Annotated in this window: 21 protein-coding genes; 10 read left to right on the forward strand and 11 right to left on the reverse strand. The window is 60.5% G+C overall.

Features of this window, described 5'->3' with window-relative positions; all coding sequences use genetic code 11:
* The first annotated feature begins 107 nt into the window (after positions 1-107).
* On the forward strand, positions 108-1,238 hold the full coding sequence (locus tag JDW18_RS10960) for a suppressor of fused domain protein (protein WP_218243632.1): 1,131 nt from the start codon (positions 108-110) through the stop codon (positions 1,236-1,238).
* A gap of 78 nt (positions 1,239-1,316) precedes the next feature.
* Entirely contained in the window at positions 1,317-1,577 is a 261-nt protein-coding gene (locus tag JDW18_RS10965; RefSeq protein WP_218243633.1) for a hypothetical protein, read from the forward strand.
* Between the two features lie 6 nt (positions 1,578-1,583).
* Here the strand turns inward: JDW18_RS10965 and tsaA are convergent, their stop codons facing one another.
* Positions 1,584-2,084, reverse strand: a complete 501-nt coding sequence (tsaA, locus tag JDW18_RS10970; RefSeq protein ID WP_218243634.1) for a tRNA (N6-threonylcarbamoyladenosine(37)-N6)-methyltransferase TrmO — start codon at positions 2,082-2,084, stop codon at positions 1,584-1,586.
* Between the two features lie 10 nt (positions 2,085-2,094).
* Positions 2,095-2,520: a TOBE domain-containing protein gene (locus JDW18_RS10975; RefSeq protein ID WP_218243635.1), complete on the reverse strand. Its 426-nt coding sequence runs from the start codon at positions 2,518-2,520 to the stop codon at positions 2,095-2,097.
* Between the two features lie 152 nt (positions 2,521-2,672).
* Between JDW18_RS10975 and JDW18_RS10980 the strand changes: the two genes are divergently transcribed.
* Positions 2,673-3,206 carry a GNAT family N-acetyltransferase gene (locus JDW18_RS10980; protein ID WP_218243636.1) on the forward strand — a complete coding sequence of 178 codons (534 nt, stop codon included), beginning with the start codon at positions 2,673-2,675 and terminating at the stop codon, positions 3,204-3,206.
* A 151-nt stretch (positions 3,207-3,357) separates the two neighbouring features.
* Complete coding sequence (locus tag JDW18_RS10985; RefSeq protein ID WP_218243637.1) at positions 3,358-3,645, forward strand: YkvA family protein; 288 nt, start codon at positions 3,358-3,360, stop codon at positions 3,643-3,645.
* Positions 3,646-3,708: 63 nt separating this feature from the next.
* On the opposite strand, the gene JDW18_RS10990 is transcribed toward JDW18_RS10985, so the two are convergent.
* Entirely contained in the window at positions 3,709-5,382 is a 1,674-nt protein-coding gene (locus tag JDW18_RS10990) for a 2-isopropylmalate synthase (RefSeq protein WP_218243638.1), read from the reverse strand.
* A gap of 307 nt (positions 5,383-5,689) precedes the next feature.
* Between JDW18_RS10990 and JDW18_RS10995 the strand changes: the two genes are divergently transcribed.
* The gene (locus tag JDW18_RS10995; RefSeq protein WP_218243639.1) at positions 5,690-6,505 is read left to right on the forward strand and encodes an AraC family transcriptional regulator; all 816 of its coding nucleotides are present in this window, start codon (positions 5,690-5,692) and stop codon (positions 6,503-6,505) included.
* Here the strand turns inward: JDW18_RS10995 and JDW18_RS11000 are convergent.
* Complete coding sequence (locus JDW18_RS11000) at positions 6,502-7,575, reverse strand: linear amide C-N hydrolase (protein ID WP_218243640.1); 1,074 nt, start codon at positions 7,573-7,575, stop codon at positions 6,502-6,504. The two genes, JDW18_RS10995 and JDW18_RS11000, sit on opposite strands and share 4 nt — an antisense overlap.
* Before the next feature lie 144 nt (positions 7,576-7,719).
* Between JDW18_RS11000 and JDW18_RS11005 the strand changes: the two genes are divergently transcribed.
* The 3 genes from JDW18_RS11005 (at position 7,720) to JDW18_RS11015 (ending at position 9,653) form a co-directional block, all read left to right on the forward strand.
* Positions 7,720-8,514: a hypothetical protein gene (locus tag JDW18_RS11005; RefSeq protein ID WP_218243641.1), complete on the forward strand. Its 795-nt coding sequence runs from the start codon at positions 7,720-7,722 to the stop codon at positions 8,512-8,514.
* Between the two features lie 93 nt (positions 8,515-8,607).
* Positions 8,608-9,075 (forward strand): hypothetical protein, encoded by a 468-nt coding sequence (locus JDW18_RS11010; protein ID WP_218243642.1) that lies wholly within the window; start codon positions 8,608-8,610, stop codon positions 9,073-9,075.
* 71 nt (positions 9,076-9,146) lie between these two features.
* Positions 9,147-9,653 carry a GNAT family N-acetyltransferase gene (locus tag JDW18_RS11015; protein WP_218243643.1) on the forward strand — a complete coding sequence of 169 codons (507 nt, stop codon included), beginning with the start codon at positions 9,147-9,149 and terminating at the stop codon, positions 9,651-9,653.
* On the opposite strand, the gene JDW18_RS11020 is transcribed toward JDW18_RS11015, so the two are convergent.
* The 5 genes from JDW18_RS11020 to JDW18_RS11040 form a co-directional block, all read right to left on the reverse strand.
* Complete coding sequence (locus tag JDW18_RS11020; RefSeq protein WP_218243644.1) at positions 9,592-10,269, reverse strand: TetR/AcrR family transcriptional regulator; 678 nt, start codon at positions 10,267-10,269, stop codon at positions 9,592-9,594. The two genes, JDW18_RS11015 and JDW18_RS11020, sit on opposite strands and share 62 nt — an antisense overlap.
* Before the next feature lie 54 nt (positions 10,270-10,323).
* Positions 10,324-11,517, reverse strand: a complete 1,194-nt coding sequence (locus JDW18_RS11025; protein WP_218243645.1) for an aromatic ring-hydroxylating oxygenase subunit alpha — start codon at positions 11,515-11,517, stop codon at positions 10,324-10,326.
* Positions 11,518-11,679: 162 nt separating this feature from the next.
* Positions 11,680-12,066, reverse strand: coding sequence for a hypothetical protein (locus tag JDW18_RS11030; RefSeq protein WP_218243646.1), 387 nt, complete (start codon positions 12,064-12,066; stop codon positions 11,680-11,682).
* 29 nt (positions 12,067-12,095) lie between these two features.
* Entirely contained in the window at positions 12,096-13,148 is a 1,053-nt protein-coding gene (locus tag JDW18_RS11035) for an aldo/keto reductase (protein WP_218243647.1), read from the reverse strand.
* 31 nt (positions 13,149-13,179) lie between these two features.
* The gene (locus JDW18_RS11040; protein WP_218243648.1) at positions 13,180-14,355 is read right to left on the reverse strand and encodes an MFS transporter; all 1,176 of its coding nucleotides are present in this window, start codon (positions 14,353-14,355) and stop codon (positions 13,180-13,182) included.
* Positions 14,356-14,629: 274 nt separating this feature from the next.
* Here JDW18_RS11040 and JDW18_RS11045 point away from each other — a divergent pair, with 274 nt between their 5' ends.
* On the forward strand, positions 14,630-15,583 hold the full coding sequence (locus tag JDW18_RS11045) for a LysR family transcriptional regulator (protein WP_218243649.1): 954 nt from the start codon (positions 14,630-14,632) through the stop codon (positions 15,581-15,583).
* Positions 15,584-15,784: 201 nt separating this feature from the next.
* Here JDW18_RS11045 and JDW18_RS11050 read toward each other — a convergent pair whose 3' ends face one another.
* Complete coding sequence (locus JDW18_RS11050; protein WP_218243650.1) at positions 15,785-16,540, reverse strand: alpha/beta hydrolase; 756 nt, start codon at positions 16,538-16,540, stop codon at positions 15,785-15,787.
* 595 nt (positions 16,541-17,135) lie between these two features.
* On the reverse strand, positions 17,136-17,648 hold the full coding sequence (locus JDW18_RS11055) for a DUF1697 domain-containing protein (RefSeq protein WP_218243651.1): 513 nt from the start codon (positions 17,646-17,648) through the stop codon (positions 17,136-17,138).
* A 1,196-nt stretch (positions 17,649-18,844) separates the two neighbouring features.
* Here JDW18_RS11055 and JDW18_RS11060 point away from each other — a divergent pair.
* Positions 18,845-19,774: a hypothetical protein gene (locus tag JDW18_RS11060; RefSeq protein WP_218243652.1), complete on the forward strand. Its 930-nt coding sequence runs from the start codon at positions 18,845-18,847 to the stop codon at positions 19,772-19,774.
* Positions 19,775-19,918 lie beyond the last annotated feature (144 nt).

Raw genomic sequence — 19,918 nt, forward strand, 5'->3', positions numbered from 1 at the left:
GGCAGCAGGCATGTGAGGGCTGGGAAACGCTCGCTCACATTTTGTGTTGGATTCTGACGAATCGCGCTGCGCGCTGCCCGGATACTCGTGCTCAAAGGAGAGTCCCCATGAACACCCACGACATTCAGAACAGCACAGCGCAGGGCCATCTTGCGGCGGAAGACGCCGCAGAAGGCTGGGATGCCATGGATGCCGCACTGGAAAATCTCTACGGTGACCAGCAAGCCGCGCATTACGGCACCTTGATCAAATTCAGGCTGGGGGGCGACGATCCGCTGGACGGCATCAGCGTCTATCGCAGCGAACATGGCCAGCCCCACTGGCACTATGTGACTTATGGCTTCAGCGACCTCTACGGTGATCTGGACGACAGCCGCGACATCGAGCCGGACAAGCCCAGTGGCTATGGCTTTGAGCTGACCTTTCGGCTGGCGCGTGCCGCCGATGAGCAGGAGCCACCGCGCTGGCCGCTGAACTTTCTGCAGAACATCGCCCGCTATGTGTTTCGCACCGGCAACGTCTTCGCGCCCGGCCACTGGATGACGGCCAACGGCCCCATTGCCGCAGGCACAGACACCTTGCTGACCGAAATGGGCTTTGTGCAGGACCCGGAGCTGCCGCCCATCCACACACCATTTGGTGACCTGATGTTTCTGCAACTGGTGGGCCTGACCGCTGATGAGCTGCGCGAAGTGCGCCGCTGGAATGTTGCCGGTGCACTGCAGGCCATGCAGCCCCATATGCCGCTGTGGGTGGCCGATCTGTCGCGCCCCAGCTTGCATGCGCTGCCCGATGTGCAGGCCGCCATTGATGCGGGCGCTGCCCGCGATGGCTCTAAAACCGGAGTGCTCTACAACGATGTGCTGGCGTTTGAGCCTCGCAAGCGCCTGCTGCGCAGCAACCAGACCGTCATTCGCCTGGGCAGCCTTGCCGTGCGTGACCTCAAGGCCATGCTGCCCGCACGTCTGCCGCATGGCCGCAGCCTGATTCTGGCGGGCGATGGTGCCAGTCTGGAGTTCGTTGCCGCAGAGGATTCAGCAGCGGGTGTGCTGGAATTTCCTGGCGAACACGAGGCCCGACTCAGCCTCAGCCAGACCCAGCTACAAGCCTGGGTCAACACCGTCAAAGGCCGTGATGGGGAATACCACGTGCCGGGGCTGGACGCCTTGGTCTGGCAGGTCAAGACCAGCATCATCACCGACAGCGAAGGACGCGTTACCGGCAAGTACGAGGAATAGCTTTTTCTGATTGCTATTTATTGGGTAGCTCTAAACGCTTGAGATATAAGCGCTGCAAGGCTTATTTTTGAAAACCTCATGACAGACGAACAACTGCGCAGCCTGGCCCGGCAGATCGAAGCACTGGCGGCAGGGCAGCAGCCCACGGCCAGTTTGCGTGCCTTTGGAGAAGTGGCGCTATACGCCAATCGCGCAGGCTATCTGCAACTGGCGGCAGCCATGTTGCGCTGTGCGGGGGCAGAGCATGCAGACATTGGTGCGCTCTTTGCGGTAGACAGCGAATTTGCCATCGATCATCTGGCGTTGAGTGAGGCAGAGTTCGATCAGCTGTCGAGCTGAGAGCGCTTACCGCATACGGTCATCCGAGAGCTTGCCTGGCAATTGCATCAGGCCTTTGGCAAACCAGCCAATGCGTTCAGTCGAGCGTACATCCAGGCGGGGAATATACGGCTTGATGTCGAGTACGGGCGTTCCGTCCAGCATGTCGTTGCCGCGAAATTCCAGTCTGCAGCCATCCAGGCGTAGCAGCTCGATGATGGACAGGCCGATGCGATTGGGCCGTGCCGGGGCGCGTGTGGCAAACACACCGTGGCTGGCCGTGTCCATAAAGGGTGTGACCTCCAGCTTTTCCACGGCCTCGTGCAGATGGGTGAGCACGATCAGGTATTGAAATTCCTGCACATCGCGCAGGCCCGCCGCGAAAGATTCGAAGATTTCAATATGCCCGCAGTGCTCAGCAGCTGCCACGGTCTGTATGGGCATGCCCACAGTGCTTTTGAAAGGGCTGTGCACGCGGCCAATCGGGCGCATGGTGATGGTTGAGCCGTCCTGGCCTGTGCTGTTCATGGGCTTGACCTCAGGCCCGCACCGCCAGCACTACCTGTGAAGCCTTGAACAAGGCCGTTGCTGTCTTGCCGGGCTCAAGCCCCAGATGGGTTGCGCTGTCATTGGTCACGATAGCGACTACCTGCAAGCCCTGGGCGTCGATGCAGACTTCGGTATTGACGCTGCCTGTCTTGACCTGTGTGACCTTGCCTGTGAGCTGGTTGCGCGCTGAAAAACGCATGCCTTCGGCGTCTGTCACCACGATGACCGAGGGAGCCTTGATCATGGCAATCACCTGACTACCCGCCTGAATGCCCAGACCGATGGCGCTGCCATGTGTGATGGTGGCAACCAGCTGGGCGTTGTGCTCGGTGCGAATCTGCACCTCATCGGTCACCACACCATGGCTGATGTGGGAGACGGTGCCGGGAAACTGGTTGCGTGCGCTGCTTTGCATGATGGCTCCTGAAGAAAATAAATTTATAGCATCCCGCGCAGTGCAGGTAATCTGTGCAGCGTTTATGGATGGTGCAGGCTGGCGCTGATAATCGCTGTCAGCCATGTTGCAGCAGACAGCAACGACCGGCCATTCCTGCAGGAACGACATCCATGAGTGATTTGAAAATTGTGCAGTGCACACACGAGCGCCACGCCGCCGCGATTCTGGAGATATTCAACGACGCCATCGTCAACTCCACCGCGCTCTACGACTATCAGCCCCGCACCGCGCAGAACATGGTTGCCTGGTTCGAGGCCAAGCGTGCAGGCAACTGGCCCGTGCTGGGGCTGGAAGATGCGCAGGGCCAACTGCTGGGCTTTTGCAGCTACGGCAGCTTTCGCGCCTATCCCGCCTACAAATACACGGTAGAGCACTCAGTCTATGTACACCCTGACCACCGAGGCCGTGGCCTGGGTCGCCAGCTCATGGATTTGCTGATTGCCGAAGCACGCCGCCGGGGTGATGTGCACGCCATCATCGGCGCCATTGATGCGGCCAACAAGGGCAGCATTGCGCTGCACCAGCGTCTGGGCTTTGTGCATGTGGGGCAGATGCCCCAGGTTGGCTTCAAGTTTGGCCGCTGGCTGGACCTGGCCTTCTACCAGCTGACGCTGGAGACCCCGCTGAACCCGGTGGATGGCTGAAGCCAGAGCAAAGCAGGGCTAAATAAGGCTGTACGGGCTGATACATCCTGCAGCCAGAAAATTTTGACATTGTCTTGTCATCCCCAGCGGCGGCCCCACGTTAAGGACTGGCTGATCTCTTGTCAGCGTCTCACTTGAAGGAGTGTTTGCCATGTGGAAACTCGGTCGTCTGCTGACGATGTTTCGCAAGGAATTGCTACTGGCCTGGGCTGTGCTGCGCGATCCGCGCTCGCCCAAGGCGGCCAAGATCGCCACCGTGCTGGCGGCGCTGTACGTCATCAGTCCCATTGATTTCATCCCGGACACCATTCCCATTCTGGGCTGGCTGGATGACGGCATGATTGGTTACCTGCTGCTGCAGCTGGCATTCAAGTTCCTGCCCGATGAGCTGCTGGCCTCGCTGCGCGAGCGTACCGGCGGCACGGCCAAGGCCCGCTGAGTAGTTTTAAAACCATAGCGGCCAGCGCTTGTCCATCAAGCGCTGGCCGTTGTTTTTATTGAATCAAACGGATTCAAAGCGTGCTGCCGCATTCACCACTGCCAGCACCGAGGCCGTGATGATGTTGGCATGCTTGCCTACGCCAAAGCGCGAACCGGGCACGCCGGGCAGGGCGGCTTCCACAACGGCGATGGCCTGCGCATCGGCGCCCTGGCCCAGACTGCGCTCTTCATAGCTGTCAATGCGCAGCGGCAGGCCCAGCGCGGCGACGGTTGCAGCGAGCGTGGCCGAAATAGGCCCATTGCCCGTGCCCCGGCTGATCTGATGCTGGCCCTGAGCATCCGTCCATTGAATCTCTATGCCTTGACCAGGTTCACCTTCAAACAGGCGGTGCCCTGCATAGCGCGAGCTGGTGGCGTTCACATGCGCTTGCAGATAGGTCGCATCAAACAAATCCCAGATCTGCTGGCTGCTGAGTTCGGCCTCGCTGGAGTCGGCCAGACCCTGCACGATGGCGCTGAACTCGATTTGCATGCGCCGTGGCATGACGATGCCCCAGTCGCGCTGCAGCAAAAAGGCAATGCCGCCTTTGCCCGACTGGCTGTTGACGCGCACGATGCTGTCATAGGTGCGGCCCAGGTCCTGCGGGTCCACGGGCAGATAGGGCACGCGCCAGGGGGCATCGCTTTTCTGTGCGGCAAAGCCCTTGGCAATCGCATCCTGGTGCGAGCCGGAAAAGGCCGTAAACACCAGATCACCCACATAGGGGTGGCGCGGGTGAATCGGCAAGGCTGTGCATTCCTCGGCAATGCGCGCCACGGCGGCGATATCGGAAAAATCCAGCCCCGGCGCAATGCCCTGGGTGTAGAGGTTGAGCGCCAGCGTCACCACATCGAGGTTGCCGCTGCGCTCGCCATTGCCGAACAGACAGCCTTCCACGCGCTGGGCGCCAGCCAGCAAGGCCTGCTCGGCACAGGCCACGCCCGTGCCTCTGTCATTGTGGGGGTGTACGGACAGCACGATGTGCTCACGCCGCGCCAGGTGGCGGCTCATCCACTCGATCTGGTCGGCAAAGACATTGGCCGTCGTCACCTCCACCGTGGTCGGCAGATTGACAATCATGGGCCGTGCCGGGCCTGCATCCCAGGCGGCGATGGCGGCATTGCACACGGCCAGCGACACCTCCAGCTCGGCCATGCAAAAAGTCTCGGGCGAGTATTGCAGCACCCATTCGGTTTCGGGGTGCTGGTCGGTCAGGCGCTTGAGCAGACTCACATGGTGCTCCACCATGGCAATGATCTGCGGCACCTCCATGCCAAAGACGATTTCGCGGAAGGCTGGCGCAATTGCGTTGTACAGGTGCACGATCACGCGGCGTGCCCCGACGGCGCTGCGCACCGTGGTCTCTATCAAGTCCTCGCGCAGCTGGGTGATGACCATGGGCGTGACGTCCCGGGGAATCAGCTGTGCATCAATCAGATGGCGCACGATGTCAAAGTCCGTCTGCGAGGCCGAGGGAAAGCCCACCTCGATCTCCTTGAAGCCTATGCGCACCAGCTCATCAAACAGGCGCAGCTTGCGCTCGCGGTTCATAGGCTCGAACAGCGCTTGATTGCCGTCGCGCAAATCGGTGGACAGCCAGATGGGCGCTTGCGTCAGCGTGCGCGCAGGCCACTGGCGGTCTGGCAGATCGACGACGGGGTGGGGGCGGTATTTGTGAGAAGGGTTGGCCAGCATACGAAACCTTGAAATCAGTGAAGAGATGTCCTGATTTCCCTGCCTGGCCACTGGGGGCAGGCTGCTCAGGTCGGGGTCTGGGGAAACCAGAGTGGGGCCGTTCGCACGGCAATGCGCGGACCCCGACCAGAAGTCAGAGTCACTAGGCATAGCAAATACGGGTGCAAACAAGTCATGGTCAAGCGGTGCTGAAAGGGCTTGTGGAAGTCAGTACGAGCACTTTAGACTGCAGGCCTTATGGGCTTCTATCAAAAAATAGCCATTCGCTTTACCGATTTGGACATTGCCGCGAAAGCGGCTGCTTGCCATGGCCTACGCATCGCCTGAGCGCGGCGGGCAGTCGCTGAATCTGCAGGGCTTTGCGCAGCCCGTGGCTGGCGTGGTTGAGCACTACCCCGCAGGCCACCGGGTGCCGCTGCACAGCCACCCCTATGGTCATCTGATCTATGCCACCCAGGGCTTGCTGCTGGTGCAGGCCAGTTCAGGCCAGTGGCTGGTGCCGCCCACCACGGCCGTGTGGCTGCGCCCCCATGTGCAGCACAGCCTGACGGCGACCACGGCTGTCAGCGCCTGTGGCATCTTTATTCAGCCCGATCTGGCCGGGCCGTTGCCCCAGCAGGATTGCGTGCTGCATGTCACGCCGCTGGTGCGTGAGCTGATTGCGGCTTTGGTGGGCCTGGATGCCGAGGCTGCAAGCCAGCCACGCAGCCGCCTGCTGGGCCAATTGCTGCTGGAAGAGTTGAAAGCGCTGGCGCCGCTGCCGCTGCACCTGCCCTGGCCGGAAGATGCGTTGATGCGCCAGATTTGCCAGGCGCTGGTGCAAGACCCGGCACAGCCCGCCACGGCAGAGCAAATAGCCAGCCAGCATGCGCTGACCACCAAGACGCTGCACCGGCGCTTTCTCAAAAGCACGGGCATGAACCTGGGCAAATGGCGCCAGCAGATGCGGCTGATGGCCTCGATTCAGCAGCTGCTGAAAGGGGCGCCCATCACAAGCGTGGCGCTGGAAAGCGGCTATGAAAGCCATAGCGCTTACACCGTGGCTTTCAAGAAGAACTTTGGCTGCCCGCCCTCGGAGTTTGTGCTGTTCTCAAAGGGCGGGGCGTTGGCTACGTTGCCTTAGATTCCCAGAAACTGGAAAGGCTTGGCGGGCTTGAACTCCGCAGTGGCATCGCCAGAGAAGGTGTGGCTCTGATCGGCGCCCAGATCCAGCTTCATCACCTTGCCGCTGCTGGGGCTGAAGTCGATCTTTTTCAGGTCCACCCAGAAAGTGTTGGGCGTCAGGGCCGACTCAAAGAAGTACAGCTTGCGCTTGTGGTCGAACACGGTGCGCCAGCGGGTCGATGAAATATTGGGCTCGCCCGGGGTGCTGATGCCGTAGGGCACGGAAACATTGCGAATCACGCTGAACACGCTGGCCAGCGCCTTGTTGGCATCGGGCTCCTTGGGAATGGCATTCACGTAAAAGGACGCGCGGGCAAAGCGGTCTGCAGCGCGGTTGGTGCCGGGCAGCATGGTGGTGCCGCCGATTTGCTGCCAATAGCTGTTCAGCGCCAGTTGCTGGTCAAACGTGGGCGAGTTGGTCATCACCTGAAATTCGCGGCCATGGTGAATGACTTGCTTGCCGTTGATGTATTCGACGATGGCGCTGTCGCCGCTGGCGTCCGACATGGACAGGTGCAGCGTGGCCAGGCGGTTTTCACCGGGAACGCTGTCGGAGACGATGGTGAAGGGCTGCTCCTTGAGCGCGGCCACGGCTTCCTTGACGGTGGCAAAGTTGTCCAGCACGTACTGCGCCCAGGCGGCAATCGTCAGGCCCGGCTTGCTGCTGGCGTCAAACTGGGGATATTGAGATTCGACCAGCCACAGCAAATTGGCGTTCAGGCCTGCTTCGTTCACGCCGTCCGTTGTCGAAATGTCATATCCCGAGGTGATGACGCTGCCGTATTTGGAAGTCCAGCGCAGCGTGTTCTTGCCCGTCTGGCCTGTGCGCTCCATACCGCGCGGCATGACCCACAGGTTGCTGACGATATCGCTCTTCCAGTCCATGGACCGCGCAGTGACGACCTGGCCTTCAGCCCCCAGAAAAACCAGACGGGTGCAGGCCCAGGCGCTGGTGGTGGCAGCAATTCCAGATGCGGCCAGCAGCACGGCGGCCAGTGCGGGGCGAATACGTGGCATTTTTGCTTTCATCAAACCTTCCTTTGCGAATAACGACTCAAACAGAAGCGGGCCACAGGGAATCTGACGCCGCCAATTCCATCTTGAATGGTGAACAGCGTGAATCATTAATAATGTGAATCACGCTTTACATACAGATACTAACCTTGCTGAGCCATGTCTATTACGAACCCCGTCTTTTCCAGCCGTCTGAAAACACTTGCCACCCTGGGCGCGGCCCTGTTTGTCAGTGCCGGGGTAGCGGCTCAGACGGTGGTGGATCAGACAGCGGCGGCTCAGACTGCTGAACCCCAGGCCTGGCGCACGCAGCTCACACCCTATGTCTGGATGACGGGCCTGCAAGGCTATATCCAGCCCGTCAGTGGCGCGCCTACCGTGCATGTTGATAAATCCTTCTCGGATGTGCTGGAGAACCTGGACGCCGCCTTTTTTGTCTCCGGCTCGGCGCGCAAGGACCGCTGGGTGCTGCATGGCGACTTCAGCCACGCCTCCACTTCAGACGGTGCATCGCTGCCCCTGGGTCTGTCGGCCCGCGCCAAGGTGCGCCAGTCGTCGCTGACGCTGACCGGCGGCTACAACTGGCAACTGGCCCCGCAGTCCAGCGTGGACCTGATGGGCGGTGTGCGCCTGTGGGACATTCACGCCCATGTGCAGGTGCCCGGCGTGGCAGCGGCGCAGTCCAATACCTCGTTTGTGGACCCCGTTGTTGCCGTGCGCTGGCGCTATGACCTGGGCAGCCAGTGGTCCTCGCTGCTTTATGCGGACGCGGGCGGCTTTGGCCTGGGCTCGGACGCCACATGGCAGGCGCTGGCCTCCATCAACTACCAGTGGCGCGACAACATCTATCTGTCTCTGGGCTATCGCCACCTGAGCGTGGACTACCGCAGCGGCGGCAAGCGGCTGGACTTTTCCCAGTCCGGGCCGCTGCTGGGCGTGACTCTCAAATACTAAATCGGGTACTAAATTCGGCACGAGTCTCCGACTCTTCATACCTCGGAGAGCCTGCTTTGGAGGCCAGGACGGCGAGGGCGGCATACTAGCTCCATGCCCATCAAGCCGCGTTCTGCCCGCCAGCTTCCCTTGCTTCCCCTGCTTCTCCTGCGTCCCATGTGTGCCGCGCTATGGCTGCTGAGCCTGTCGGGCTGCGATTGGCAGTCCGGCACTGAGCAGGCCCCAGGCGCTGAACTGAGCAAAGAGGCCATCGCCACCCGCAATGCCTTGCCCGAGGATGTGTTCAAAGGTGAGTTGAACGGTCAGTCCGCACACCTGCTGCTGCACGATTGCGAGGTTTTCAGTGTGCAAATGCTGCCCGGGGGCGAAGTGCAATGGGAAAGCGTGCTGGCCCCCGAGCCTTATCCGTTCCCGACTGCCTGCGAGCGCCAGAGCATGAAATTTGATAGTGGCAGTCTCACCGTCACACTGGGCCGCAGAGCGTTGGGTGCAGGTGGCTGCTGCGCCAGTGGTGGCACTTACAGCTCTACGGATGGCAGGCGCTGGAAGAAAATTTCCTGAGGGTGCCGTCCCAGTTTTTCAGGCCATTTCACTCACTCGCATATTTCCGCAGACCTTTTGCTGAGCATTTCATGTCCTTCCAGATTCGCCCAGAAACGCCCGCCGACAGCGAAAGCATTGCAGCCGTCACCCGCGCTGCATTTCTGAACGCGGCGCATACCGACCACAGCGAAGAATTCATCGTCGCAGGCCTGCGCGCCGCCGGGGCGCTGACGGTGTCGCTGGTGGCCGAGGTCTCAGGCCAGGTCGTGGGGCATGTGGCCCTGTCGCCGGTTTCGATCTCTGATGGCGCCACAGGCTGGTTTGGCCTGGGGCCCATTTCCGTGTTGCCAGCGTTTCAAAATCAAGGCCTGGGCGCAGCCCTGATGCAAGCCGCCTTGCAGCAACTGGCGCAATTGGGTGCGGCGGGCTGTGTGCTGCTGGGCGACCCTGCTTACTACCGCCGCTTTGGGTTTGAGTGCCATGCGGGGCTGGTGCTGCCAGGCGTGCCGCCCGAATACTTCATGGCCCTGGCCTTCAAAGGCGCGGTTCCCTGCGGCGCTGTGAGCTATCACCCGGCATTTGCCGCGACGGCCTGATTGGGCGAACGGGCGAACCCACCGGCGCCTGCAGCAGCTGCAGCAGTTGCTCTGCCATGGTCTGCATCCATTTCGCTGGCTCGTGCAAGGGCGGGTGGTCGAAGGCCCGCGCAAACGTGGGGCGCGCCACATGGGCGTAGTTCAGGCTGCCCAGAGTCACGGTCAGCAGCGCAAGTGGTGGCATATCACGGCGGGCGTGGCCGGTGGCTTGTGCGTCTGCAATCAGCGTCAACGCAGTGGTCAGAAACTGTTCCAGTGGCCGGGTCTGGGCGGTGGCAATGCGCTCGCTGTTGTCCAGCAGCTCGCGGGTAATGAGCTGGGCGGCCAGGGGGCGCTGGCGCATCCAGTCCAGTTGCAGCGCAATAAAGCCTTGCAGCCGCTGGGCGGGGGCTGGGGTCTGGTCCAGCATCTGGTCCAGGCGCAGGGTCAGGTCTTGGGCCAGTGTCTCGAGCAATGCGCGATACAGCAGCTCTTTGCTTGCAAAGTGGTGCAGCAGGCCGGGGTTGCCCAGCTCGCAGTCACGCGCAATGGCCGAGAGCGACGCGCCCGCAAAGCCGTGCTGAGCAAAGTGCCGTTCAGCCACTTCCAGAATCTGCGCTTTGCGGGAATTGCTCATGGGATTTTGCTATGTAATCAGAAGCTGGTAGCGCTTATGGATATTGGACTTGAGTCACTTTTTTGCTTTTTTGTTTGAATTTTCCAGCGCCTGCTGCAGCTGCGCATGAAAGCGGCCAATGGCGTATTCAAAGCTGGCATAGCGAAAGGCATCATTGGCACCGCTGGCCAGCCCCTGCTGAATCGACTCGGCCAGCGCGTAATCCTCGGCCAGGGTGCGGCGGTACAGGTCCACATTGGCCTGCCAGTATTTTTCGGCTTTTTCGGTGGACGGGGCCTGCGGCAGCAGCGTGATTTCGTGCACGCGGGTGCGGTCCGGGGCCAGCGGCTCCAGCCAGCTGAACTGGGCATGGTCAGGCTGCACCAGCATGGTGCTGGCGGGGAAGAAGAAATACGTCAGATTGCCGTATTGGCGCGGCTCAAAGTCGGGCTGCGCAGGCTGCTCGCGCGCAAAGTTGGCTTTGAGCAGGTACAGCCGCCGGTTCAGCCCCGCTTCATCCACCAGTTGCACATTGCCCGCAAACATGGCGGCAATCGTCTTCTGGTGCGCAATCTTGAAGTGATAGGCCTCGAAAGAGCCGTCCACCAGCAGCTTCCAGTTGGCCGCCACCTCATACGAGCGCGGCGCATAGCCCAAGGGTGACTGCAGACCGGCCAGCGCACACAGGTCCTGCATCAGCGGCCCCAGAGTGCTTGCAATGTCCTGCGCCTGCTGCTCAGGATCCAGCACCACCCAGACCAGCCCCGCTGCCTCGTGGCAGGCTAGGCGGCGCAGGCCTGAATCTTCCTGGCACAGATCGCCAAACCCTTCGGCCTGCGGCACGCCGCGCAGCGCACCATCGGCCTGGTACGTCCAGGCGTGATAGGGGCAGGAAAAGCCGCGCGCCTGATCGCCCGCGCCTTCGGCCACCACGCGTGCGCCCCGGTGGCGGCAGACATTGAGAAAGGCGCGCAGACTGCCATCCGTCTGGCGCACCAGCAGCAGCGGCGTACCCATGCGGGTGAGGGACAACCAGCTGCCCGGCTGCGGCACATCGCTGCTGGCCACCACGGCCTGCGGGTGCTGGCGCAGCAATTGCCGCTCTTGCGCAAAGCGCTCGGGGCAGCGGTAATGCGCCACGGGAATCTGGCCGCCCTGGCCCTGGCGATCTGCCTGCGCATATTGCACTGCCTGCTTTGCCCGCTCATAAAGCGCAGAAGGGCTGCACAAGGCAGCGGGGTTGGCAGGGTCAAAAACGCTGGCAGTCATCGCGGCTCCTTCAGGCGTGGGCGGGATGACTCAATGTACCGACTGAGTAGTCGGTATCGACTGGGTATTTGTACTGCTGCGCAGAGTTTTCTGCTATCAAAATAGAAACGCCAGCGCTTGATCGGTAAGCGCTGGCGGCGAATTCCTTGTGGATCGAGAGAACTACTCGGTCAGCGGCTGATTCCCAAAATCGCCTTCCACCCAGCCATGAAAACCCATGCACATGCCGTCACCCAGTTGCAGGTCAACGGCATGCAGCACGCTATCGTCACTGCTGCGGCGCAGCTCGGCAGTGGTGCGCAGCGCCACATAGTGCACATCGTTGGCAAGAGGGTCTGTCACGCCGTCCAGCAGTTGCATCAGGCCATAAACGGCGTCATCAATCGCCTGCAGCGCGGCGGCGCGGGCCTCGTCGCTTAAATGGGAGGGCAGCTTGCTGCGCGCCCGCTCGCGGGTGGCATCCAGCAGCAGCTTGCCTGCCGCGTGCTGCAGCCAGAGTTCCAAGTCTTGCTCATCAGATGGTGGTGGGGCGAGGGTGCTGGATGGCATGGGGATGTGCTGTTTGGCGTAATAGGCCTTTATAGCTTCTGCACGCTAGACCTGACCGCAGGAGGTGCTAGTTCGCTGAACTGGCCGTTCCAGTACGGGTAGTAGGGGTAGGGGGGCATCACGGCGCTGGCGTCGTCCAGCAGTTGCATGTGTTCGGCGCTCAGCCGCCAGCCTACGGCGCCCAGGTTGGCTTTGAGTTGCTCCTCATTGCGGGCGCCAATCAGCACGCTGGCTACGGTGGGGCGTTGCAGCAGCCAGTTGATGGCGATTTGGGGCACGGTTTGACCGGTGTCTTGGGCCACGGCCTCTAGCGCGTCCAGCACTTGGTAGAGCTTGTCGGCGGCTACCGGCGGGGCAAATTGCTCCGTTTGGTGCAAACGGCTTTGCGCGGGCAGGGGCTGGCCACGGCAGATTTTGCCGGTGAGCCGCCCCCAGCCCAGCGGGCTCCACACAATGGTGCCCACGCTTTGGTCTTGGCCCAGCGGCATCAGCTCCCATTCAAAATCACGGCCGACGAGCGAGTAGTACGCCTGGTTGGCGGCATAGCGCGTGAGGCCGTGCTGGTCGGCCAGTTGCAGCGATTTCATCAGCTGCCAGCCGCTGAAGTTGGACACGCCGATGTGGCGCACCTTGCCCGCTTGCACCAGGTCGTGCAGGGCGCGCAGGGTCTCTTCGATGGGCGTGTGGGCGTCAAAGGCGTGCAGTTGCAGCAGGTCGATGTAGTCGGTTTGCAGGCGCGCCAGGGCGGCGTTCACACCCGCGTGCAGGTGCTGGCGCGAGCTGCCCCAGTCGCCCGCGCCGGGGCCGGTGCGCAGGCCGATCTTGGTAGAGAGGATGGCTCGGCTGCGGCGGCCTTGCAGGGCGGCGCCCAGCACGGTCTCCGATGCGCCGTCCGAATACACATCGGCGCTGTCAAACAGGTTCAGGCCAGCGTCCAGGCAGATGTCAATCATGCGGCGGGCGTGCTCTACCCCGCTGTCGCCCCAGGCGGAAAACAGCGGCCCTTGCCCGCCAAAGGTGCCGGTGCCCAGGCCCAGGGCGGGTACGTAGAGGCCGGATTGGCCGAGTTGGCGTTGTTCCATGGTGTGGCTCCTGTAGTTTGACGAGATAGGGCTAAAGCGCCGCACAAGCAGGCTTAGTGCACGTGGCGGCAGTGCGCAGGCTGGCGCCCACCAGCACCAGGCCCACAGCCGTCAGCGCAGCAGCGCCCCAGGCAATCGACAGCAGACCGGCGCCCGCAATCAGGCAGCCGCCCACCCAGGCGCCCAGCGCGTTGCCCAGGTTAAACGCCGCAATGTTGAGGCTGGACGCCAAGGTAGCGCCCTGGCTGCCCACGCCCTGCATCACCCGCATCTGCATGGGGGCCACGGTGGCAAAGGCGACGATGCCCAGCGCGGTGACGTAAGCCATGGCCACGGTGCCTGAGATACCAAACGCCCAGCGGCCCGCCAGCAGCACGGCCACCAGTGCACCCAAGGTGATCCACAGCGCGCGCACCACGCCCCGGTCGGCCAGCTTGCCGCCCGCGATATTGCCTACGGCCGAGCCTGCGCCAAACAGCAGCAAGGTGACAGCCACGCCGGTGTTGCCCATGTGGGTGATTTGGGAGAGCAGCGGCTCCACATAGGTGTAGAGCGCAAACACGCCGCCAAAGCCAAACACCGTCATGCCCAGGCCCAGCCACAGCGGGCGGCTGGCCAGCACCGACAGCTCATCGCGCAGCGCCACAGGTGCCGATTGCGGCAGCTGGCGCGGCACAAAGGCGGCCAAAATGGCCAGCGCCACCACGCCCACCGCGGCCACGCCCGCAAAAGCCATGCGCCAGCCAAAGTGCTGGCCAATCCAGGTGCCCGCAGGCACGCCCAGCAAGGTTGCCAAGGTCAGGCCTGAGAACATCAGCGCAATCGCGGATGCCTGTTTGTCCTTGGCCACCAGACTGGTTGCCACCACGGCGCCCACGCCAAAAAACGTGCCGTGGGTGAGCGATGTCAGCACGCGCGCCGCCATCAGCGCCGCATAGTTGGGCGCAAACACGGCGGCGATGTTACCCGCGATAAAGATCAGCATCAGCGCCAGCAGCAACTGCTTGCGCGGCCAGCGGCGCGTGGCCAGGGTGAGCACGGGCGCGCCCACGGCCACGCCAAAGGCATAGCCAGAAATCAGCGTGCCCGCCGTGGGGATGCTGATGTGCAAGTCTTGGCTAACCTGGGTGAGCAGGCCCATGATGATGAATTCCGTCGTGCCAATGCCAAAGGCGCCGGCGGCAAGTGCCAGTAGGGATACGGGCATGGTGGGTAGTCCTTTCAAAGCCGTTCATTCCACGGATGAACGTAGTGCAGCAATTGTGCGGCGCAGCACAATTGCTGGGTAGGTGGAATAATGGAACTGCATTTGTGCTGTAGTGGCACAAATAATTCCACTTCTAAATCATCCTTGTCGTTGTTGCTTGGTAGGGGGCGCCTAGAACTTGTCGTGCTACAGCACTGCCTGCGGCTTCGCGCCTAGACAGAAATGATTTGGAAATGGAATAAGCAATCACCATTCGCCCTATGGAGCCAACCCAATGCCCACAATCCGCAACGCAGACGCCCCGCAGTTCGAAGTCAACCGCTCGGGCGAGCTAGAGGTTTTTGTGAAGGTGGCGGAGAAGGGCAGCTTCTCCGCCGCCGCGCGCCAGCTGGGTGTGTCGCCCTCGGCGGTCAGCAAAATCGTGGCGCGTATGGAATCGCGCCTGGGCGCCCAGCTGGTGTTGCGCAGCACGCGGCGCGTGCAGCTCACGCCCGAAGGCTGTCAGTTGTATGAACGCGGCCAGCGCGTGCTGGCCGATCTGAACGAGGTGGAAAACGCCGCATCGCTGCGCAGCGTGCCCAAGGGCGTGGTGCGCATCAACTCCAGCACCTCCATCAGCCAGCTGCTGGGCCCGCTCATCCCGCAGCTGATGCGCGCCTACCCCGAGCTGGTGCTGGATTTGAGCTGCACCGACCAGGTGGTCGACTTGATGGAAGCCCAGGCCGACATCGCCATCCGCTGGGGCAAGCTGCCTGCATCGGACATGGTGGCGCGCTTATTGGGCTACACGCGCCAGGTGATTCTGGCCTCTCCCTCCTACCTGGCCGCCCACGGCACGCCGCACACCCCGGCCGATTTAGATGCCCACATCCGCATCGGCTGGAACTACCAGCGCACCGTGCCGCACTGGCCGTTTGCGGTGGACGGCAAAGCCGTAGAAGTGCCGATTGGCGACGTGCTGCGGGTGAACGACGGCGACGTGATGCGCAAACTCGCCATCCAGGGCGCAGGCCTGGCGCGTCTGTCGCTCTACCATGCCTGGGACGACATTGCCGCAGGCCGCCTGCAAGTGGTGCTAGAGCAGTTCAACACCGGCGTGCTGGAGCCCATCCACGCCGTGTACCTGGGCAAGCCAGACCAACTGCCGCCCAGAACGCGGGCAGTGCTGGACTTTTTAAAGCAGCATGTGGATTTGGGGCATGCGGAGCAGTTGCCGGATGGCTGGTAACGGCTAATCAGGCCGATGGCGATGCGCTGCACCTGGGGTGAGAAAGAGCAGCGAACGCAGCAAACTATCGATTGAGATTTCAGCAGAGGCGCGGCCACATTAGGCAAAGCCGCAAGCCACGCGTGCGTGCTTCAACACCCTCAAAGATGAGCGCCACTGGCGGGGTGGAAAAGGGCCGAAGGCATTTTCGGCCCCGAGTGCTTACAGCGCCTGCTTGAAGAAAGTGCGCACCGATGTGTGAATCAGATCTGCATCGTTATCCAGCGTGGCGACGTGATAGGACTCCTGCAGCAGCACCTGCTGGCGCTGCGGGCTGCGAATGCCGTTCAAGATCATGGCTCCGTTGACGGCGGGCACGATATGGTCGTCGGGCGAGGTCAGCACCAGCGCGGGCGCCGTCACACGGGGCAGCAAATCCTTGGTCACGCTCATCAGGCCGTAAATCTGCTTGATGGCGGGCACGGGCACATCGGCATAGACGATTTCTTCAATACCCGGCTTTTTGATGTCGCTGCCCACCCCCGGCACCGTGGCGGGCGCGCTGTGGTCAAAGGCCAGCAGCGCGAGATCTGGGTTCTGAAACTCCACGCAGGCATTGATGGGCGCAATCGCCTTGAAGCGCTGCGGGTAGCGGCCCGCCATATACAGCGTCAGCGTGCCGCCCATCGACAAGCCGCTGATAAACACATGTTTGCAGCGCGATTCCAGCAGTTGCAGGCCTTCCTCTACCGAATCAATCCAGTCCTGCGCCGTGGTCTGCGCCATGGCGGCAGGCGTTTCACCGTGGCCTTTGAGGCGCACGCCCAGCACCGTCCAGCCCTCGGTACGGTTCAAATACTCGCCCAGCGGCTTCATGCAAGACGCAGTGCCGGTAAAGCCGTGCGACAGCAGCACGCCGACTTCGTTGCCTTCGAAGAAAAAGGGCTTGCCGCCCTCGATGATGTCCTGTGCTTGCAAGATGGCCTCCTGACTATGACGGTGACAGAGATCATAGACCGGCCCATTCAGCCTTTTCAGCGTGGCGAATGTCTTGGCTTATGAGTTGCGACCTGAGCGAGAGCCGGCGTCTTTCGTGTGCGACAACGCAACATTAATCTGATAGCTGCCAGCGCTTGCTGTGGTTGGGCTGGATGCTGATTTGGCTCATAGAGGACCATCAGTCAGCGCAGTAAACAAAGCAAATGACATGCTTGATTTGTTAGCAGGAGGCGGGTCTCGGCCCGCCAGCCGACCTACTTTCTTACACAAGAAAGTAGGCAAAGAGCCAGCCCCGATGCCCACGACCCTCCGCTTCGCTGCGGGCAACCTGCGCCGTCAAGCTCTTGGGGCTGTGCGGCAAAACTCACTGCGCGCCGTTGGCGCTTCGTTCAAACAGTTGCCGCAAATATGTTGACGATGCAGTTGCACTCTGCGGTGCAACTGCCAGCCCCAAGAACTTGCCGTCACAGGCGTGGTTACAAGGGGCAATATCGGGTGCGGGATAGCTTCTTTACTAAATTGATAGCTGCTAGCGCGCGGCTGGTGGGCGCCAGCAGCTGTTTTGATTTAAAGCCTACAGCGCCGCCGCCATAGCGGCCAGCTTGGCGATGGTGTTGAGATTGCGGGCCGTGCCCTGGGCGGCGGCCGGTATTTTGAGCTTGGAGCTGCCCATGCCTGAGCCATACGCCACATAGATTTCGCGCAGGCCCAGCTGCAGCCGTTCATCGCTGTGGCCTTTGAGCTGGCCCAGCGCATCGGCGGGCGGCGCGGCATCCAGAAAAATGGCCACAGCCCGGTTGCCCGGCGTGTCGGGGAATGGGTTGGCCGCCAGCACCTCTGCCATCTCCTGCGCCGTGCGCACCAGCACACCCATCGGCTTGCCCGCGTAGGCGCTCAGGCGCTGGCCCAGCGCGGCCTGCACTTGCTGCGCAGTGCCAGCAGCTGCAAACACCACATTGCCGCTGGCGATATAGGTCTGCACGCGCTCAAACCCTGCTGCCTCGCACATGGCCTTGAGTTCGGCCATGGGCAGCTTGCCGGTGCCACCGACATTGACGGCGCGCAGGAGGGCGATGTAAGTGGGCATGGAGCTTGGGATTTTTGACGGATGGGTTTTGCGAGCTAGTGCCGGGGGCTAATTGGGCCTGAACTCTGGTGTTGGCGAAAGTGCGAGATCGGTTTTGATAGCTGGTTGAGCTTGATTTATATGCTCAGAAGCCTATTTATGCTTATGTTTTTTGCGAGCGTTTCGCCTGCTTTTTGTTCAGAGGGCGGGTCTCGGCCCGCCTGCCGACCCACTTTCTGAGGCCAGAAAGTAGGCAAAGAGCCTGCCCCTGCTGCCCCCGACCCCTTCGCTACGCTACGGGGCAACCTGCGCCGTCAACCTCTTGATGCGCTTCGGCCCAACTCGCTGCGCGGCATGGCCACTACGCTCATACAAACGGCCGCAAGTCGGATTACGAGCGTCTGCACTCTGCGGTGCAGCCGAGCGCCCCAAGAGGCCGCCGTCGCAGGCGTGGGCAAAAGGGGCGATGCCGGGCACGGGATAGCTCAGTGATGTTTTGATAGTGCCTCGAGCCTGATTTTCGGGCTCAAGAGGTATAAAACACTCCGAGTTTTTGCCTCGTCACAGTACTCGCTGGTTTTCCGTGCCCGCATTCACCCGTGTGTCAGCGCCTGCGGCTCGCGGTTCAGGCTGCGGGCAACGCTGCCGCAGGACAGCGTTGCTTCGTGCTCTGACATGCCGCCGTTTGTTTGAGCAGAGCGCCGCAAGCGCGAAGCGAGTTGGGCGGCGCCGCAGACTGAATTGCGTGACGCAGGTTTGCCCGGAGCGCAGCGCAGGGACGCAGACAGTCGGGTCGCCTTTTCTTTGGGTACTTATCTTTTGGCGAAGCAAAAGAAAGTACCTCGGCTGACGGGTCGAGACCCGTCCTCTGTCGTTGACGACAAAGCGAATGCTGATTTTTTAACTTCTAATGCATGTTAAATAAGCGCTTGAGGATAACTCTTCAAAAATTGAAATGTGCTGTGGGAATCTGCAACTGAGGATGACAGGATCTAGCTTTGTGCAGTCATTCGGCATTTGGTCTTATAGAATCATCACCGACTGCCAAACTTAAAATTTCTGATTGATAACGAAATCTATAGTAATTAAAGGATGTTAGTTTGTTGTAAAAATAAGTGAGATAATTATATTTATTTAATATTTTACTTAAATAGGCACTCAAACGAATCTGTTTAAGGCACGAATTTGGATTTTTATTAACTACATAGGCACACTTCATGGCGAAACAGATTTCACCAGCAGGCATTATGGCTCTCAAGGAAGCCCTCTGTTCAGTCTATTGGTATAAATCAGAACTTCGGGGATTTCTTCAGCTTTGTCTTAATAAGCCAGGAATTTTGAATAATTTCAATTGGGAAAACTACAAACGTCAAATTGCTTCGGATGTCGTTGATTATTTGGTTTCAAGGTCAGAAATTCATCTTGGTGATTTAACGAAAATTTGCTACGAACTTTGCAGAATCACAGATTTTTCACATCTAAAACCGTTAGACGATGGGCCGCAAAAGGTCGAAAAAGCAAGGAGTGCTGTCAACCAGTTGAAGAAATTGGTTCAGCCACACCAAGAAATTCAAAAAGAGCAGGATGCAATTAAGCAGCGGCAAGCACTAGCGGCGAAGAAGCTTCGGGAAAATACTGCCGTACGGCAGAAGCTAGAGACGATCAAGAATCGGTATATGGCTTTGGCGGGATCAGAAAACGCGCAAAGCCGAGGCTTTGAGTTGGAACGTGTGATGTATGAACTCTTCGAATTGTTCGATCTAGATCCGAAAGCCTCCTTCAAGAACCTTGGGGAACAAGTAGATGGTGCATTCTCTTTGGAGGGGACTGAATATCTATTTGAAGCTAAGTGGCAGAAGGATCTCGTCAACAAAGCCGACCTAGCGGTGTTTACAGACAAGGTTCGCACCAAGCTAGAGAACACACTGGGGGTCTTCTTGTCCATCAACGGCTTTTCAGCAGACGGTGTAACCGCACATCAAGCCGGTGGAGCATCCATACTTTTAATCGACGGCGCAGATCTCATGGCCGTTTTTGAAGAACGGATCGACTTCATCAGCTTGCTACTTCGGAAGAAGCGACATGCGGCGCAGACTGGAAACATTTACTTTAGCTATTACCAGATGGTTGCAGCAGGTGGCGCATAGCCTTTCTGTCCACTGGGAAGCTGGGGTGCCAGTTCTCGTGTGTTGGTGACTGTCTGCGAAGAGGGGTTAACTAAAAAAGCCCATCGCTCACGCGATGGGCTTTTTTAGTTTTCAACACCTGCATCCTCAGACACAGGCATCAAC

It is taken from the genome of Comamonas fluminis (assembly GCF_019186805.1).
GTDB classification, from domain to species: Bacteria; Pseudomonadota; Gammaproteobacteria; order Burkholderiales; family Burkholderiaceae_C; genus Comamonas; species Comamonas fluminis.

Excerpts from the sequence above, each read along its gene's own strand:
- JDW18_RS11020 (WP_218243644.1), bottom strand. The coding sequence starts at position 10,269 with ATGAGCAATTCCCGCAAAGCGCAGATTCTGGAAGTGGCTGAACGGCAC.
- JDW18_RS11000 (WP_218243640.1), bottom strand. The coding sequence starts at position 7,575 with ATGAAAGCAAAAATGCCACGTATTCGCCCCGCACTGGCCGCCGTGCTG.
- JDW18_RS10980 (WP_218243636.1), top strand. The coding sequence starts at position 2,673 with ATGAGTGATTTGAAAATTGTGCAGTGCACACACGAGCGCCACGCCGCC.
- JDW18_RS10990 (WP_218243638.1), bottom strand. The coding sequence starts at position 5,382 with ATGCTGGCCAACCCTTCTCACAAATACCGCCCCCACCCCGTCGTCGAT.
- JDW18_RS10965 (WP_218243633.1), top strand. The coding sequence starts at position 1,317 with ATGACAGACGAACAACTGCGCAGCCTGGCCCGGCAGATCGAAGCACTG.
- JDW18_RS11055 (WP_218243651.1), bottom strand. The coding sequence starts at position 17,648 with ATGCCCACTTACATCGCCCTCCTGCGCGCCGTCAATGTCGGTGGCACC.
- tsaA (WP_218243634.1), bottom strand. The coding sequence starts at position 2,084 with ATGAACAGCACAGGCCAGGACGGCTCAACCATCACCATGCGCCCGATT.
- JDW18_RS11025 (WP_218243645.1), bottom strand. The coding sequence starts at position 11,517 with ATGACTGCCAGCGTTTTTGACCCTGCCAACCCCGCTGCCTTGTGCAGC.
- JDW18_RS11060 (WP_218243652.1), top strand. The coding sequence starts at position 18,845 with ATGGCGAAACAGATTTCACCAGCAGGCATTATGGCTCTCAAGGAAGCC.
- JDW18_RS10960 (WP_218243632.1), top strand. The coding sequence starts at position 108 with ATGAACACCCACGACATTCAGAACAGCACAGCGCAGGGCCATCTTGCG.
- JDW18_RS11010 (WP_218243642.1), top strand. The coding sequence starts at position 8,608 with ATGCCCATCAAGCCGCGTTCTGCCCGCCAGCTTCCCTTGCTTCCCCTG.
- JDW18_RS10975 (WP_218243635.1), bottom strand. The coding sequence starts at position 2,520 with ATGCAAAGCAGCGCACGCAACCAGTTTCCCGGCACCGTCTCCCACATC.
- JDW18_RS11035 (WP_218243647.1), bottom strand. The coding sequence starts at position 13,148 with ATGGAACAACGCCAACTCGGCCAATCCGGCCTCTACGTACCCGCCCTG.
- JDW18_RS11015 (WP_218243643.1), top strand. The coding sequence starts at position 9,147 with ATGTCCTTCCAGATTCGCCCAGAAACGCCCGCCGACAGCGAAAGCATT.
- JDW18_RS10995 (WP_218243639.1), top strand. The coding sequence starts at position 5,690 with ATGGCCTACGCATCGCCTGAGCGCGGCGGGCAGTCGCTGAATCTGCAG.
- JDW18_RS11030 (WP_218243646.1), bottom strand. The coding sequence starts at position 12,066 with ATGCCATCCAGCACCCTCGCCCCACCACCATCTGATGAGCAAGACTTG.
- JDW18_RS11040 (WP_218243648.1), bottom strand. The coding sequence starts at position 14,355 with ATGCCCGTATCCCTACTGGCACTTGCCGCCGGCGCCTTTGGCATTGGC.
- JDW18_RS11005 (WP_218243641.1), top strand. The coding sequence starts at position 7,720 with ATGTCTATTACGAACCCCGTCTTTTCCAGCCGTCTGAAAACACTTGCC.
- JDW18_RS11045 (WP_218243649.1), top strand. The coding sequence starts at position 14,630 with ATGCCCACAATCCGCAACGCAGACGCCCCGCAGTTCGAAGTCAACCGC.
- JDW18_RS10985 (WP_218243637.1), top strand. The coding sequence starts at position 3,358 with ATGTGGAAACTCGGTCGTCTGCTGACGATGTTTCGCAAGGAATTGCTA.